Origin of the sequence: Providencia sp. JGM181 (genome assembly GCF_018257375.1) — a bacterium.
Lineage (GTDB): Bacteria > Pseudomonadota > Gammaproteobacteria > Enterobacterales > Enterobacteriaceae > Providencia > Providencia lanzhouensis.
The window spans coordinates 1-15,544 of the sequence record NZ_JAERJY010000080.1; the positions used below are offsets into that span (position 1 = coordinate 1).

Below are 15,544 nucleotides of genomic sequence, written 5' to 3' on the forward strand. Positions count from 1 at the left end.
GTATTGGAAAATAAAAACTAGAATATTATGCTAACAGTAATTCCATTTTGTTCTCTTGAGGGGTTCTATGAAAGTTCTCGTTTTAGGTGCTGGCGTTATTGGTGTTACCACTGCGTGGTATCTAGCGCAAGAAGGGCATGAAGTTTGCGTCATTGATAGACAGCTTGATGTGGCTGAAGAAACCAGTGCAGGTAATGCTGGGCAAATATCTCCAGGGTATGCAACCCCGTGGGGTGCGCCGGGGATCCCTCTTAAAGCCGTAAAATGGATGTTTGAAAAACATGCTCCTTTAGCGATCAAACCCGATGGTAGCCTATTCCAATTACGCTGGATGTGGCAAATGCTGAAAAACTGCGACATGCAGCACTACACCATGAACAAAAGCCGTATGGTGCGAATTGCAGAATATAGCCGTGATTGTATTCGCCAACTTAGAGCAGATACAGGGATTGGCTATGAAGGGCGCCAAGGCGGTACGTTACAATTGTTTAGAACCGCAAAACAGTTTGATAATGCAGCCAATGATATTGCGGTTTTACAGCAAGAAGGTGTGCCATACGAATTACTGACCTCAGAACAGCTCATTACGGCTGAACCTGCATTGGCTTTTGTAAAACATAAGCTGACAGGGGGGCTGCGCTTACCCAATGATGAAACGGGTGATTGCCAGCAATTTACTAAAAAACTGGCAAAAATGGCGGAGCAAGCTGGGGTAACATTCCGTTTTGGTTGTCATGTGGAACAAATTTTGACGGATGGCAAGCGCATTAGCGGCATTAAGGTCGACGGCGAGATTTTGCTGGCGGATCAGTATGTCGTTGCAATGGGGTCATATTCCACTCAGATATTGCAGCAATTGGTGAAAATTCCAGTTTACCCTCTGAAAGGCTACTCATTGACGATGCCAATCATCGATGAATCACGCGCCCCTGTTTCTACAGTGCTGGACGAAACCTACAAAATTGCAGTAACACGCTTTGATCAGCGTATTCGCGTCGGGGGAATGGCGGAAGTGGTTGGTTTTAATCTTGATGTACTGAAAAAACGCTGTGAAACCCTGAAAATGGTGGTGCAAGATCTCTATCAAGGTGGTGGAGATATTAGCCAAGCGCAATTTTGGACAGGACTGCGTCCAATGACACCGGACGGCACCCCGATTGTCGGACCGACAGAATTTAGCAATTTATATTTGAATACGGGACATGGAACCTTAGGTTGGACAATGGCTTGCGGCTCTGGCAAATTGTTGGCTGACTTAATTTCAGGGAATACGCCAGATATTGCGGCGGATGATTTATCGGTATTTAGATATACCGATGGTTTTAACACAAAATTAGTCAATACTGGTCATTTATCGCCTGCGCGTTAATTGAGCGACGTAAAATATCAATAATAAGGAATCGCAATGCCACGCCCAATTCGTGCTGTCATTCATCAACATAATTTAGAACACAATTTAGCGGTGATCCGCCAGAAAATCGGCCAAGCGAAGGTCTGGTCAGTCATGAAAGCGGATGGTTATGGTCATGGTATTAAACGAATTTGGCGTGGGCTAAAAGACTCTGATGGTTTTGCTGTTTTAGATCTCCATGAAGCCATTTTATTGCGAAATGAAGGGTGGAAGGGACCCATTCTATTATTGGAGGGGTTCTTCCAAGCGGAGGATCTGGCTGTTATTGACCAGTATCAGTTAACAACCAGCATACACAGCCGCTGGCAGTTAGCCGCCATTGAACAAGCTTCACTGAGCAAACCTATTTCTGTGTATATTAAGCTCAATAGCGGGATGAATCGCCTAGGTTTTTCGGTAGATGAGTATGCGGATATTGTGTCTCAACTGAGCCAAATGGAAAATGTTGCTGATGTGACGCTAATGAGCCATTTTGCAAATTCAGATTTGGTTGAAGGAACTCAAGCGCCGTTAGCGAAAATTCAGCAATTTTCAAAGCTATCACTGCCGATCTGCATTGCGAATTCGGGGGCAGTTTTATGGCATAAAAACACCCATTATGATTGGGTTCGGGCTGGAATTGTGCTGTATGGCGCATCTCCGAGTGGCAAATGGGGCGATATTGCTGAATATGGTTTAAAAGCGGTGATGACGCTGCAATCGGAAATTATTGCAGTCCATGATATTGAAGCGGGTCAATCCATTGGTTACGGTAGCAAATTTACGTCAGAAAAACCGATGCGTATCGCGACGGTCGCCTGTGGTTATGCGGATGGGTACCCTCGTCATGCGCCAACTGGAACGCCTGTTTGGTGTCAGGGGCAGCGTTGTGCGTTGTTAGGTGCGGTTTCCATGGATATGCTAACGATCGATATTAGCGATTGTCCTGACGCGGCTATTGGCTCTCAAGTAGAGCTGTGGGGCGAAAACTTACCTGTTGATGATGTGGCACAATCGGCAGGCACAATCGGTTACGAATTATTATGTGCATTAGGACGTCGCGTACCTATTGATTTTTAATGAAAAAGGCCCTTATTCATTCACTTGGCTTATATTCTTGATTGAGAAAGATAGACAATCAAAGTAATTTAGCTTTAAATGTGAAGCATCTCATTAACGTGGGTGAAATTTCCCACGTTATTCATTGTTTATTGTTAACTTCATCTGAATAATTTGGGTTTAATTTAAAATGTCTAAAACAATCAAAATGACCACACTTGCCATTGCGTTAAGTGCGGTTTCAAGTGCTGCGTTTGCTGGAACTTGGTCTGTTGGAGGTTCTGTATTAGCGCAAGCAACACCGTATAAAGGCATCAAAACGAGCGACTATATTTCGCCTGTTCCCGTTGTAAATTATGAAAGTGAAAATTTTTACTTCCGTACTTTAGCTGTAGGTTATTACCTCTGGAATGATAAAGTTGACCAGTTGTCTTTAGATGCATACTACTACCCACATTTCTTTAAACCAAAAGATAATGATGATGCTGACATGCGTAAGCTGGATCGTCGTCGCGATACTGTGATGGGTGGCTTTACTTACCGTCATAATGCTGACTGGGGTACATTGCGTTTCAATGGCTCTCTCGACATGTTATGGGAAAGCGAAGGGATGCGTGCAGAAGCAGCTTACCTGTATGCATTTAAAGGTGATAACTGGTCTTTAACGCCAGGTGTAGGTATCAAGTGGGATAGCGCGAAACTGAATCGTTATGAGTTCGGTGTGACATCCAAAGAATCTGCCAACAGCGGATTAAAGCGTTATGAACCAAACTCAAGCTGGACACCGTATGTGGAGCTGTCAGCTAATTATAAAATGACAGACAGCTGGTCTCTGTTTGCGCTAGGTCGTGTTGATAAACTGTCTAGCGAAGTAAAAGACAGCCCAATGGTCAATAAATCTTATTCAGCGATTATGTGGAGCGGTGTGACTTACACCTTCTAATTCATATTCTGGAATAGAATAAAAAACCCCAAAATGGCTAGGCTGTTTTGGGGTTTTATTTTGCATTTATTCTTACGCTTATTTTTCGCTTGGTTATTCTTGCTGTGGCTGCGGTTTATTTTCGCGACATACCATCACGAGAGAAAGGCGAGAAGGGCTTTGCGCTTCAGATTTCATTGGCATATGAATACGAGCCGTTTCCACACAAACCATCTGTTTGTAACCATTATTAGGCATATCTTGCATGCTGCACGATAATTCTGCCCAAGGGTTCCAGCACACCACATCACTGTGATGATAATGATGTAACTCAATGGTGCGATTCCAGCCATCATCACGTAGCAAGCTGTATTCTTCTGGCTCGGTGTATATGTGGTCAGTGTGCTTATTAAATTTCAGCGGCTCTGAAATATAAGCTTCTCTGTCAGCCACTTTATCAATGTAATGTCCACCAAGACCATAAACGGTGGCTTTCTGGATATCACTGATATTGAAATAGCTGTGTAATGCGGCAGTAGCCTCGAAGTCACCGTAACTTTCTAATTCAAGCTCGCAGGTTTCCCCGAGCTTCATTCGTAAAATCAGCGTGAACTCATGTGGCCAGAGTTTGCGGGTGTATTCGTTGTCCGTCAGGGTAAAGGTGAGGATCACGCCACAATCATGTTCATTATGAGCTGTAAATTGCCAAGGTAAGATACGGGCAAATCCGTGACTAGGGCTGTTTACAGGACCAAACCATGGCCAGCAAATAGGAATACCACCACGAATGGCAACCCCTTCTTTAAATGCACTTTCAGGGCTTAGCCAAAGACAGGGTTTTTGACCTGCGGGTTGCCAGTCAATTAAGTGGGCACCTTGTAAGCTCACAGCACCACGCACTTTTGGATGCGAAATGACGATCAGTGGTAAATCCCCAAGTTGACGTTGGGTAATGTAAGGGGAAATTTGTTTGATAACAGGTAAAGCAAAAATTTTATCATGCATTGTCTTGCGCCTGTGGTTGTTGGTCCATCATCACGACCTAAATCAGCGACTATAAATAGAACAGCGCCTATAAATAGGGCAGTAACTAGAAATAACAATATAACAAACTCACGATACTGCAAGTGGCATTGAATGGAGTGGGGGACGCAGCTTGGAGTATATTGAGCTGAGCTTTAATTTTGAATGTATGAAAGATACAAAAGAGCCGCCAAAAGGCGGCTCAGTCACACTGATTACTTAACAACTCTTATTTAGAGATGTGAGCGATCAGGTCTAGAACTTTGTTAGAGTAGCCAGTTTCGTTATCATACCAAGAAACCAGTTTCACAAAGTTGTCGTTCAGAGCGATACCTGCTTTAGCATCAAATACTGAAGTCAGTTTTTCGCCGTTGAAATCGGTAGATACAACGTCGTCTTCAGTGTAACCCAGAACGCCTTTCAGCTCGCCTTCTGCTGCTTCTTTGATAGCGTCACAGATTTGTGCGTAAGTTGCTGGTTTTGCCAGACGTGCAGTCAGGTCAACAACAGAAACGTTAGGAGTTGGAACACGGAAAGACATACCAGTCAGTTTACCGTTCAGCTCAGGAATAACTTTACCTACAGCTTTAGCAGCACCAGTTGAAGATGGGATGATGTTCTGAGAAGCACCACGACCACCACGCCAGTCTTTGTGAGATGGACCATCAACAGTTTTTTGAGTTGCTGTGGTTGCGTGAACAGTTGTCATCAGACCTTCAACGATACCAAATTTGTCGTTGATAACTTTAGCCAGTGGAGCTAAGCAGTTAGTTGTGCAAGATGCGTTAGAAACGATTTCTTGACCTGCGTAAGCTTTGTGGTTAACGCCCATAACAAACATTGGAGTGTCATCTTTAGAAGGACCAGTTAACACAACTTTCTTCGCGCCTGCTTGGATGTGTTTACGAGCAGTCTCGTCAGTCAGGAAGATACCAGTTGCTTCAGCAACAACATCAACACCGACTTCGTTCCATTTCAGGTTTGCAGGATCTTTCTCTGCTGTAACACGGATTTTTTTACCGTTAACAACTAAGTGACCATCTTTAACTTCAACAGTACCGTTGAAACGACCGTGAGTTGAGTCGTATTTCAACATGTATGCCATGTACTCTGCATCGAGCAGGTCGTTGATAGCAACGATTTCGATGTCAGAACGCTCTTGTGCAGCACGGAAAACGATACGGCCGATACGACCAAAACCATTAATACCTACTTTGATAGTCATAGTATTTCCACCAGCTATTTTATTTCGTGAATTAAGATGTACTTAAAGTTACCAAAACCTTGCCAGCCGTCAAGCGGAATCGTGTCAATTATTGAAAAAAATCAATTCTGATACCACTATCTGCATATTTGTCAGTCACTTCAGCAGCAAATACAGCCGCACGTATTATCGGGATTGTTCAGCATAATGAAACCATCCATCAGTGATATATGTGAGGCTCATCACAAATCAAACCGTAAAGTTCTAACCTTAATAGTCTAGAATAGTTTTCCACTGAGCGTTGTTAAGTTTTTGTTGCTTGAAATGGATGCAAAATCGTTTTAATGCGCATCTTTTTGAAAAAAAGTAGGTAATCAATGTCGAATAAAGATAAGCAAGCTATTGATTTATCAAAGCTTAACCAAGTCCAGCTGCATGTTACACAACACGCTGGCACAGAGCCCCCGTTTAGCGGCCAATTATTGCATAACCGTAAAGATGGCGTGTATGAATGCCTCTGTTGTGGAACCCCTTTATTCCTTTCTGAGACCAAATTTGATGCAGGCTGCGGATGGCCGAGTTTCTTTCAACCGATTGATGAAAGTTTGATAAAATTTATCGAAGATTTTTCTCACGGTATGCATCGAATAGAAGTGCGTTGTGGTAATTGCAATGCGCATCTTGGGCATGTATTTCCTGATGGCCCACAACCAACAGGACAGCGTTACTGCATAAATTCAGCATCGCTAAGTTTTACGGATGACCAAACGGGTGAAAAGACCCTAGGATAACGTGCTGAAGCTTGCTGAAGTGTCAAAATACATTTGGCAATAACGATTCAGCTAGTTATTCAAAATACACTATAGATATAACACCGCAAGAATAATTATCGAGATTGCCACTAGATTGATGTGATGAGGCGTAACGTGAGCGTAGAAATGGATGCACAACAAATAGATCAATTGCTGTCTGTCATGACCCCTGAAATTTACCAGCGTTTAGTGACTGCAGTGGAGTTAGGTAAATGGCCAGATGGTGTGGCATTAACGCCAGAGCAGAAAGAAAATACTTTGCAGATGGTGATGCTATGGCAGTCACGCCATAACCATGATGCGGAACACATGACGGTCGGTACTGACGGTCAAATTACCATGAAGAGCAAGCAAGAGTTAAAAGCGCTTTTCCAAGGGAATAGACTTGCGACATTGAAACCGCAGGATAACGACTAAGTCAGTATCTCGCCCCGTCAGCTAACGGGGCGAATTTCAAACCTATATCATGGCTAGTTACTACAGCATTCTAGCGGGATGATGTGATTAGACTAGCCCCCGCACTCTGCATTTCCGCTAAAGCCTTCTGGCTATCTTCAGGGGCTAAATTAACGCCACGGCACCCATCCGTTAGCACATCAACACGATAGCCCAGCCTCAGTGCGTCCAGTACAGTAAATTTCACACAATAGTCCGTCGCAATGCCCATAATCATTAAATGGCTGATTTGTTGTTGCTGAAGCCATGTATGCAGCTCTGTTTGACTGACTCTGTCATTATCAAAAAAGGCACTGTAGCTATCGACTTGCGGATTTTCACCTTTAGTAAATACCTTTTGAATAGCTTGGTGATTAAGCTCTGGATGAAAATCAGCACCATGGGAGCCTTGCACGCAGTGAACTGGCCACCAAACCTGTGGCAATCCATTAAGTTCACCAAGGGCACCAATAGGCTGGCCAGAGTTCACGGCAAAACTGAGATGGTTTTCTGGATGCCAATCTTGGCTGGCGATCACCGTGATACCCTGTTTTTGGCATTGCTCAATAACTTGGTTAGCGGTTTCAATAACCTGTTCGCTTTGTTTTACAGCGAGAGCACCACCAGTACAAAAATCATTTTGTAAGTCTACTAACAGTAATGCTGATTTCATCTTTCTTCTCAGTAAGTTATAGCTTATTCATCAGCGTAGCTTAATTCACCACGCAGGTTATTTTGCATTAATTCGCGAATAAGCTCAGAGGTATAATCTTGGCTTAGTAAGTAATGTAATTTACTCAATGCGGCTTCAAAAGTCATATCAAAACCACTGATCACTCCAGATTCTGCTAATGCATGTCCTGTGGCGTAACCTTCCATATTTACACGCCCAGAAATACATTGGGTGAGGTTGACGACAATAATGCCGCGAGAAGTTGCTTCACGAAGGATGCGTAAAAGCTCGGGTTGCTGAGGAGCATTACCGACACCGTAAGAGCGCAAGATTAGCGCTTTAACCGGTTGTTGAAGAATATTTCTTACGATTTCAATGGATAATCCAGGGTAGAGCGTGACAACTCCAATAGGTTGCGGGGTAATGCGATGAGTTTTTAATTCCCCAATGCCAATCGGTGCAGGGCAGGCATTGAATGTACGGATATGAATACCGGCTTCCATCAGTGGAGAGCAGTTTGGCGAAGTGAACGCTTCGAAACCATCAGCATGCGCTTTTACTGTGCGGTTACCGCGATACAGTTTGTTATTGAAGAATAAACCCACTTCGTTGATCGGGTAGTTTGCCGCTAAATAAAGCGCATTAAGCAGGTTGGTTTGCCCGTCGGAACGTAGGGCTTCCAGCGGGATTTGTGACCCTGTCACAATAATGGGCTTCTTCAAGTTTTCAAACATAAAGGAGAGCGCAGAAGCGGTAAATGCCATGGTATCAGTGCCATGTAGGATCACAAAACCATCATATTTATCGTAATTTTCACTGATGTCATCGGCGATATTTTGCCAATCTTCCGGTGTAATGTCCGAAGAGTCGATTAATGGCTGGTGTTCACGAATCGTAAATGTTGGCATTTCAGGGCGATGAAACTCAGGCATTTGGGCTAATTGTGCCTGTAGGTGACCAGAAACAGGAATATAGCCTTGAGGAGAATGGCGCATGCCGATGGTGCCACCCGTATAAACGACATAAATCGATTTCTTCTGCATTTTGTTACCTAACGATGACAGACGAAGTTCTGTATGAATAAGAAATTCAGTGTGTGAATAATTTGGATTATAAGGATTTTGGCTTATTTACTGGAGATAATCTATGGATAAAACAAGATATTGCAGATTGTTGTGATGGAAACTTCAGTTTACGCTAGCGTCATTCACCGTGTAATGGCAGCCCCCCTACGGTTGCTTTAAGAGGGGAGCCATGGGTGGAAATGAATAATTAGTTAATTTCTGCGCAGTTTAAGCAAAATGCGTAACGATTTTGTGGATCGTTCATTTTTAAGAAAAACTGAGCTTGGCGGCGAATATCAGTAGCGACTGCTGGCGGTAGGAATGTTTGCAATGCATCAGGCATCATGACTTGAACGTTGCTAGTCAGTTCAAGGATCAACTGATCCATAAAGGAAAGTTCAGGTTGCATCCAATCCAGCTCGACAGATTTTACTTTCGCTAATTCGGCGGCTTTTGCGACGGCATCATCGAAATCACCAAGTTCATCAACTAAACCAATCTTCAGCGCATCCTTACCAATCCAAACACGACCTTGGGCAATCTTATCGATTTCTTCCGGTGTTTTATGGCGAGATTGAGCGACTAAGCCAATAAAGGTTTGGTAGCCATTTTCGATGGTGATTTGCATCATATCGGAAAATTGAGGACTGATCCCCTTAGTGACAGAAACGCCCGCTAATGGTGAAGTCGAAACACCGTCAGTATAAACGCCAATGGACTCTAATGAGTTTTCAAAGGTATTGATCACACCGAAGATACCGATAGAACCTGTTAAGGTGCTTGGGCTTGCAATTATGTAGTCAGCTGGTGTTGAGATCCAGTAACCGCCTGATGCGGCCATGCCACCCATTGATACGACGACAGGTTTCTTCGCTGCGCGGGCTGCGGCTAATTCACTGCGGATCAGGTCAGAAGCGCTGACACTTCCTCCAGGGCTATTAACACGTAATACGATGGCTTTAATGTTTTCATTTAAACGGGCATCACGGATTTGAGCTGCTAGGGTTTCGCCACCAGCAATACCGGGAGTTTGCGGACCATCCATGATGGCACCTTGTACTACGATGACTGCAATATTGCCGTCGCTGTTGCTGGTATCGGCAATTTTAGTGGAGTAATCATAGATGCTAATGCCATTGAATGTTTTATCTTCTTTATTCCAACCAAACTGATTAGAGAACACATTTTCGGCTTGTTCGCGGGTGTAGATCTTATCCACTAATTTTTGCTGTAAAGCATATTGCGCAGTATCACCTTTGGCTGCGCGAAGTTGTGCAATGAGTTTATCCGCTCCCGGGAAGATTTGCTCTGCTTTAGATTGGCGATTCTCTGCGATAGAGCCTAAATAGTTATCCCACAAGGTATTTAACCAAAGCAGGTTAGCTTCACGGGCTTCAGGTGACATATTATCACGCATCATCGGTTCAACCGCAGATTTGTAGGTACCAACGCGGAAAATATGGGTGCTTACCTTGAGTTTTTCTAATAACGATTTGTAATACAGGGTATCCGTTGAGAAACCGTAAATACCCACGGCGCCATGCGGTGCAAGATAAATTTCATCTGCAAAGCTCGCTAAATAATATTGAGCTTGTGTATAGCTATCGCCCATGGCATAGACTGATTTCCCAGAGGCTTTAAACTCTTCAATCGCTTTACCGATGTATGCCATGGAGGGTTGATCCGCGCCAACCAGATTATCTAAACGTAGTATTAGACCTGTAATGCGGTCATCGTCAGCGGCGGTACGAATGGTATCGACGATATCGAATAGCGAGTTTTCTTGCATTAAGTTATTGGAGGTACCAAGTAATTCGCGGCTCATACGTCCGAAAGGATCTGGGGAAGAGACTTGGTCAACAACAATCCCTTGTAGATCAACAACCAGTGCACCAAAATAGTTTTTTTCTGGTTCGTTGTCGGATTGCAAGAGAAAATAACCGCCGATCACTAAAAATAACAACACGAAGAAAATTGCGTTGAAAACAAATTGTCGAATGAAATTAATGACTCGCCAGCTAAACTTAAAAACAGTGGCGAAAATATCCCAGAGTTGTCGCATTTTTTCTCCAGTGTGAGGATATCAATCAAGATGGCGGCATAAGATGACGCGCGAATGATTTAGAATATCATCTATTTGACAGATGATTAATAGATAGATTAATCAATAGATTTAATCCTATACAGTATCAAACGATGACAGATACCAAATAATGTAATACAGGATTATTCATAACAAAACCATTGTGGGCGTTGTACAATAGCCCGATAGTATTTCTATTTTGCTGAGCACTACATCAGCTTACTCTTAATCGGAGATCAATATGGATGCATTAACCCTTTTGTTGAACCGCCGTTCAGCTTCACGCTTAACCACTCCCGCGCCACAAGGCGAACAACTCGACAATATTCTTGCAGCAGGAATGAGAGCGCCAGACCACGGAGCGTTAAAGCCATGGCACTTTGTTGTTATGCAAGGAGAAGGTATCGCTCGCTTTAGCCAACTACTTGAAAAAGCAGCCGTAGAAGGCAAGCTAGGCACGGAAGTTGAAGAAAAAGCGCGTAATGCACCATTTCGTGCGCCGCTCATCATTACTGTGATTGCGAAAGTGAAAGATCATCCCAAAGTGCCACAGTGGGAACAAATCGTTGCCGCAAGCTGTACCGTACAAGCGATGCAAATGGCCGCTTTAGCACAAGGCTTTGGCGGTATTTGGCGTTCAGGCTCATGGACGGAAGATGCTATCGTGCGTGAAGGATTAGGTTGTGAAGAAAATGACCATATCGTCGGTTTCCTTTATTTAGGCACACCAGAATTAAAAGCGCCTGCAAAAGCTCAACAACCTGACATGACAGGCTTTGTGTCCTATTTCTAAATAGATAGCGAATATTTAAAGAGACAGACAATGACAGAAAAAATTAGATTGACCCAATATAGCCATGGTGCTGGCTGCGGATGCAAAATCGCACCAAAAGTATTAGAGCAAATTTTACATACTGAACAAGCTAAATTTCATGATCCTCATTTATTAGTGGGAAATGAAACCAAAGATGATGCCGCAGTTTATGATCTAGGCAATGGTATCGGCATTATCAGTACCACTGACTTCTTTATGCCTATCGTGGATAACCCATTTGAATTCGGGCGTATTGCGGCAACGAATGCCATCAGCGATATTTTTGCGATGGGCGGTAAGCCAATTATGGCAATTGCGATCCTAGGCTGGCCGATTGAAAAATTACCACCAGAAGTGGCTCGCGAAGTGATTGAAGGTGGGCGTGCTGCTTGTGCGGATGCCGGAATTTCACTGGCAGGCGGCCACTCCATTGATTCACCAGAGCCTATCTTTGGTTTAGCGGTGACAGGGGTCGTAAACACAGATTACGTGAAGAAAAACAGTGCAGCGTGCGCAGATTGCGAACTGTTCCTAACCAAACCGCTGGGTATTGGCGTGCTGACTACGGCTGAGAAAAAAGGCGTATTAGCACCAGAACATGCGCACCTTGCTGCGGAAACTATGTGCCAAATGAACAAGTTCGGCGCGGTTGTCGCTCCTCTAGAAGGTGTAACGGCAATGACGGACGTAACGGGCTTTGGTCTGTTAGGGCATTTAAGTGAGATCTGCGAAGGTTCTGGTGTTCGTGCTCAGATCGCCTTTAGTAAAGTACCAAAACTTGCTGATGTGGAAAAATATATTGAAGCAGGCTGCGTACCGGGTGGAACTCAACGCAACTTTGATAGCTACGGTCACTTAATTGGACCAATGAGCGACCTACAACGCAAATTGTTGTGTGATCCACAAACGTCAGGCGGGCTTCTAATCGCGATTAAACCATCGGAAGTGGCTAAAATTAAAGAGATTGCACAGCAGCAAGGTGTTTTGTTACAGTCTGTCGGTACCTTATTACCTGCACAAAGCGGTGTGCCTTTAATTGAAGTGATCGATTAATCTATGCGTTTGTTTATTGCGGAAAAGCCTAGTCTTGCACGGGCCATTGCGGATGTACTGCCAAAACCTCACCGTAAAGGGGATGGTTTTATTCAATGTGGCGATGACCAGATGGTCACGTGGTGCATTGGGCATCTTTTAGAACAGGCTGAACCGGATGCTTATGATCCGCGTTATGCCCGTTGGAACTTACAAGATTTGCCAATCATTCCTGAAAAGTGGCAATTGAAGCCCCGTTCCGCAGTAACCAAACAATTAAACACTATCGACACACTCCTTAAGCAAGCCAGCGTCGTTGTCCATGCAGGAGACCCCGATAGAGAGGGGCAACTTCTGGTGGATGAGGTGCTGGATTACTTCAAGCTTGATCCCGAAAAACGTAAAAGCGTGAAGCGCTGTTTAATTAACGACTTGAACCCTCAAGCTGTTGAGCGAGCGATTGATCGTTTACGTGAAAACCGTGAATTTATCCCACTATGCGTTTCTGCATTAGCCCGCGCTCGTGCAGATTGGCTGTATGGAATCAATATGACTCGTGCCTATACCTTATTAGGGCAGCGAGGTGGTTACCAAGGGGTTCTCTCTGTTGGGCGCGTACAAACTCCCGTATTGGGGTTGGTGGTTAGGCGCGACGAAGAGATAGAACACTTTGTACCAAAAGACTTTTTTGAAGTTAAAGCACATATTGTCACACCTAAAGATGAGCGCTTTGTGGCAATTTGGCAGCCAAGTGAATCTTGCATCGATTTTCAAGATGAAGAAGGGCGTTTAATTCATCGTCCATTGGCGGAACATGTGGTTTCTCGCATCGAAGGTAAACCGGCGATTGTCACGCAATACCAAGATAAGCAGGAAACCGAGATTGCACCATTGCCATTTTCATTATCCGCTTTGCAGATTGAAGCTGCCAAAAAATACGGTTTAAGTGCCCAAGAGGTGCTGGATATTTGTCAAAAACTGTATGAAACCCATAAGCTTATCACTTACCCGCGTTCGGATAGCCGGTATTTGCCGGACGAACATTTTGCAGGGCGTCATGCGGTATTAAATGCGATTGCAGTACACCAACCCGCATTAACTGAATTTGAATTACCCGAACTGGATAAGAAAAATCGGTGTTGGGATGATAAAAAAGTGGATGCTCACCATGCCATCATTCCGACCGCTAAAACAGCCTCCGTGCGTTTAACTGAAAATGAAAGCAATGTTTACCAGTTGATTGCTCGTCAGTACATTATTCAATTTATGGCGGATGCGGTTTACCGCAAATGCACTATCGATTTAGACATTGAAAACGGCAAGTTTAATGCCAAAGCGCGTTTTCTTGCGGAAGCAGGATGGCGAGTCGTGTTAGGCGGGAAAGAGCGTGACGCGGAAAATGATGGCATGCCATTGCCTATCGTGAAAAAAGGCGATGAGCTTTTATGTGAAAAAGGGGAAGTGGTCGAACGGCAAACTCAGCCACCTCGCCCATTCACCGATGCAACGCTGCTGTCTGCGATGACTGGGATCGCCCGTTTTGTGCAGGATAAAGCATTAAAAAAAGTATTGCGTGAAACGGATGGTTTAGGGACTGAAGCGACGCGAGCGGGGATTATTGATTTACTGTTTAAGCGTCAATTTCTGTTTAAAAAAGGGCGCTATATTCACGCCTCCCCCGCTGGGCGAGCGCTGATCCACGTTTTACCCGATATGGCGACCTTGCCCGATATGACGGCTCACTGGGAGTCAAGGTTAACGCAGATCAGCGAAAAACAGACGCGTTACGATGATTTTATGCAGCCGTTGAGCCAGACGTTAATCAACTTAATTCAGCAAGCTCGTCAATACACAAACTTGCGCGCATTTCGTGAATTGCCACCTGTTGCCAATAATAAAGGGGCAAAGAAGGGCACGAAAAAAGCGAGTGCGAGTAAAGGGAAAAAATCGTCACCGCCAGAATAGGTGCAGTGGATTTCTAAGCTTGAGCGCGCTAAGTAGTAATTTGGGTAGGAAGGATATCTAGGGGAAAGCATAGGGCATATGATTATGCCCTATAAAGAGAGACTCAGGATTACTTCGTCAGGTCGAACTCAGCCCAAACAGGTGCGTGGTCAGACGGTTTTTCCATACCACGGATGTCGTAATCAATACCCGTTGCGCTACAACGGCTGGCGAGTTTCTTAGAGGCCAGCAGAAGGTCAATGCGCAGACCGCGATTATCGTCAAAGCCTTTGGAGCGGTAATCGAACCATGAATAGCAATCGGTGGTATCTGGATGCTGCTCACGGTAAGTATCAACAAGCCCCCAGCTCAGTAGTTTATCCAGCCATTCACGTTCTTCAGGTAAGAATGAGCATTTTCCGGTTTTCAACCAACGCTTACGGTTAACTTCACCAATACCGATGTCTAAATCGGTATGGCTGATGTTCATGTCACCCATAATCAGCAATTGGGAATCCGTGGTTTGCGTTGATGTTACGTAATCTTGCAGATCACGATAGAATTTTTCTTTTGCTGGGAATTTGGTTGGGTGGTCACGGCTTTCTCCTTGAGGGAAGTAACCATTGACGACTGTCAGAATCCCTTCGCTGGTTTGAATATCAGCCATGATGATGCGGCGCTGAGCTTCATCATCATCAGTTGGAAAGCCTTTTCTAACGGCTAGTGGTTCATTTTTCAGGAGTAATGCTACGCCATAGTGGGCTTTTTGACCGTGAAAATAAACATGGTAGCCTAATTTACTGACTTCCTCGTAAGGGAACATATCATCGTGGACTTTTGTTTCTTGTAGCCCAATGACTTCAGGTTGGTGCTTCTCAATAATCGCTTCCAGTTGATGAGGACGTGCTCTTAGGCCATTAATGTTGAACGAAATAAATTTCATGGTTACTTATCACCCATTGCTTTGAATATGACTGAGGGGATTCTATCAGATGCTAACAATAGTGTAACTATTAAATATTTTTTGTTTATATAATTGCGGATAATTTATTAGGGAACTTTAATTTTTAATAATAATATATCTATAGC

Annotated in this window: 14 protein-coding genes; 8 read left to right on the forward strand and 6 right to left on the reverse strand. The window is 44.1% G+C overall.

Annotated features, from left to right (window positions below; genetic code table 11):
• Positions 1-67 precede the first annotated feature (67 nt).
• From JK188_RS11255 to JK188_RS11265, 3 genes are all read left to right on the forward strand, one after another.
• Positions 68-1,369, forward strand: coding sequence for a D-amino acid dehydrogenase (locus tag JK188_RS11255; RefSeq protein WP_211885744.1), 1,302 nt, complete (start codon positions 68-70; stop codon positions 1,367-1,369).
• A 36-nt stretch (positions 1,370-1,405) separates the two neighbouring features.
• Positions 1,406-2,470, forward strand: a complete 1,065-nt coding sequence (gene alr / locus JK188_RS11260) for an alanine racemase (protein ID WP_211885742.1) — start codon at positions 1,406-1,408, stop codon at positions 2,468-2,470.
• Between the two features lie 169 nt (positions 2,471-2,639).
• Positions 2,640-3,392 (forward strand): MipA/OmpV family protein, encoded by a 753-nt coding sequence (locus JK188_RS11265; RefSeq protein WP_211885740.1) that lies wholly within the window; start codon positions 2,640-2,642, stop codon positions 3,390-3,392.
• A 93-nt stretch (positions 3,393-3,485) separates the two neighbouring features.
• On the opposite strand, the gene JK188_RS11270 is transcribed toward JK188_RS11265, so the two are convergent.
• Both JK188_RS11270 and gapA read right to left on the reverse strand, forming a co-directional pair.
• Positions 3,486-4,376 (reverse strand): D-hexose-6-phosphate mutarotase, encoded by an 891-nt coding sequence (locus tag JK188_RS11270; RefSeq protein WP_211885738.1) that lies wholly within the window; start codon positions 4,374-4,376, stop codon positions 3,486-3,488.
• A 247-nt stretch (positions 4,377-4,623) separates the two neighbouring features.
• Positions 4,624-5,619 carry a glyceraldehyde-3-phosphate dehydrogenase gene (gapA, locus tag JK188_RS11275; RefSeq protein WP_006658762.1) on the reverse strand — a complete coding sequence of 332 codons (996 nt, stop codon included), beginning with the start codon at positions 5,617-5,619 and terminating at the stop codon, positions 4,624-4,626.
• A gap of 356 nt (positions 5,620-5,975) precedes the next feature.
• Here gapA and msrB point away from each other — a divergent pair, with 356 nt between their 5' ends.
• Together msrB and JK188_RS11285 are read left to right on the forward strand one after the other, a co-directional pair.
• On the forward strand, positions 5,976-6,389 hold the full coding sequence (gene msrB / locus JK188_RS11280; protein ID WP_036956472.1) for a peptide-methionine (R)-S-oxide reductase MsrB: 414 nt from the start codon (positions 5,976-5,978) through the stop codon (positions 6,387-6,389).
• Positions 6,390-6,536: 147 nt separating this feature from the next.
• Positions 6,537-6,827: a YeaC family protein gene (locus JK188_RS11285; RefSeq protein ID WP_211886418.1), complete on the forward strand. Its 291-nt coding sequence runs from the start codon at positions 6,537-6,539 to the stop codon at positions 6,825-6,827.
• Positions 6,828-6,897: 70 nt separating this feature from the next.
• Here JK188_RS11285 and pncA read toward each other — a convergent pair whose 3' ends face one another.
• The 3 genes from pncA to sppA form a co-directional block, all read right to left on the reverse strand.
• Entirely contained in the window at positions 6,898-7,518 is a 621-nt protein-coding gene (pncA, locus tag JK188_RS11290; RefSeq protein WP_108478065.1) for a bifunctional nicotinamidase/pyrazinamidase, read from the reverse strand.
• A gap of 23 nt (positions 7,519-7,541) precedes the next feature.
• Positions 7,542-8,561 carry an asparaginase gene (ansA, locus tag JK188_RS11295; RefSeq protein ID WP_036956478.1) on the reverse strand — a complete coding sequence of 340 codons (1,020 nt, stop codon included), beginning with the start codon at positions 8,559-8,561 and terminating at the stop codon, positions 7,542-7,544.
• Between the two features lie 229 nt (positions 8,562-8,790).
• A complete protein-coding gene (gene sppA / locus JK188_RS11300; protein WP_154637566.1) occupies positions 8,791-10,644 on the reverse strand; it encodes a signal peptide peptidase SppA in 1,854 nt (617 codons plus the stop codon).
• 262 nt (positions 10,645-10,906) lie between these two features.
• On the opposite strand from sppA, the gene JK188_RS11305 reads away from it, so the two are divergent.
• The 3 genes from JK188_RS11305 to JK188_RS11315 are packed head-to-tail and all read left to right on the forward strand — an operon-like array spanning position 10,907 to position 14,476.
• Complete coding sequence (locus JK188_RS11305; protein ID WP_211885736.1) at positions 10,907-11,458, forward strand: NAD(P)H nitroreductase; 552 nt, start codon at positions 10,907-10,909, stop codon at positions 11,456-11,458.
• A 30-nt stretch (positions 11,459-11,488) separates the two neighbouring features.
• Positions 11,489-12,532: a selenide, water dikinase SelD gene (gene selD / locus JK188_RS11310; protein WP_211885734.1), complete on the forward strand. Its 1,044-nt coding sequence runs from the start codon at positions 11,489-11,491 to the stop codon at positions 12,530-12,532.
• Between the two features lie 3 nt (positions 12,533-12,535).
• Complete coding sequence (locus JK188_RS11315) at positions 12,536-14,476, forward strand: DNA topoisomerase III (protein WP_211885732.1); 1,941 nt, start codon at positions 12,536-12,538, stop codon at positions 14,474-14,476.
• A 109-nt stretch (positions 14,477-14,585) separates the two neighbouring features.
• Here the strand turns inward: JK188_RS11315 and xthA are convergent, their stop codons facing one another.
• A complete protein-coding gene (gene xthA, locus JK188_RS11320) occupies positions 14,586-15,398 on the reverse strand; it encodes an exodeoxyribonuclease III (protein ID WP_036956487.1) in 813 nt (270 codons plus the stop codon).
• Between the last annotated feature and the right edge of the window lie 146 nt (positions 15,399-15,544).

Bases quoted from the DNA above. Each gene is read 5' to 3' on its own strand.
- JK188_RS11255 (WP_211885744.1), top strand. From the start codon at position 68: ATGAAAGTTCTCGTTTTAGGTGCTGGCGTTATTGGTGTTACCACTGCG.
- alr (WP_211885742.1), top strand. From the start codon at position 1,406: ATGCCACGCCCAATTCGTGCTGTCATTCATCAACATAATTTAGAACAC.
- JK188_RS11265 (WP_211885740.1), top strand. From the start codon at position 2,640: ATGTCTAAAACAATCAAAATGACCACACTTGCCATTGCGTTAAGTGCG.
- JK188_RS11270 (WP_211885738.1), bottom strand. From the start codon at position 4,376: ATGCATGATAAAATTTTTGCTTTACCTGTTATCAAACAAATTTCCCCT.
- gapA (WP_006658762.1), bottom strand. From the start codon at position 5,619: ATGACTATCAAAGTAGGTATTAATGGTTTTGGTCGTATCGGCCGTATC.
- msrB (WP_036956472.1), top strand. From the start codon at position 5,976: ATGTCGAATAAAGATAAGCAAGCTATTGATTTATCAAAGCTTAACCAA.
- JK188_RS11285 (WP_211886418.1), top strand. From the start codon at position 6,537: ATGGATGCACAACAAATAGATCAATTGCTGTCTGTCATGACCCCTGAA.
- pncA (WP_108478065.1), bottom strand. From the start codon at position 7,518: ATGAAATCAGCATTACTGTTAGTAGACTTACAAAATGATTTTTGTACT.
- ansA (WP_036956478.1), bottom strand. From the start codon at position 8,561: ATGCAGAAGAAATCGATTTATGTCGTTTATACGGGTGGCACCATCGGC.
- sppA (WP_154637566.1), bottom strand. From the start codon at position 10,644: ATGCGACAACTCTGGGATATTTTCGCCACTGTTTTTAAGTTTAGCTGG.
- JK188_RS11305 (WP_211885736.1), top strand. From the start codon at position 10,907: ATGGATGCATTAACCCTTTTGTTGAACCGCCGTTCAGCTTCACGCTTA.
- selD (WP_211885734.1), top strand. From the start codon at position 11,489: ATGACAGAAAAAATTAGATTGACCCAATATAGCCATGGTGCTGGCTGC.
- JK188_RS11315 (WP_211885732.1), top strand. From the start codon at position 12,536: ATGCGTTTGTTTATTGCGGAAAAGCCTAGTCTTGCACGGGCCATTGCG.
- xthA (WP_036956487.1), bottom strand. From the start codon at position 15,398: ATGAAATTTATTTCGTTCAACATTAATGGCCTAAGAGCACGTCCTCAT.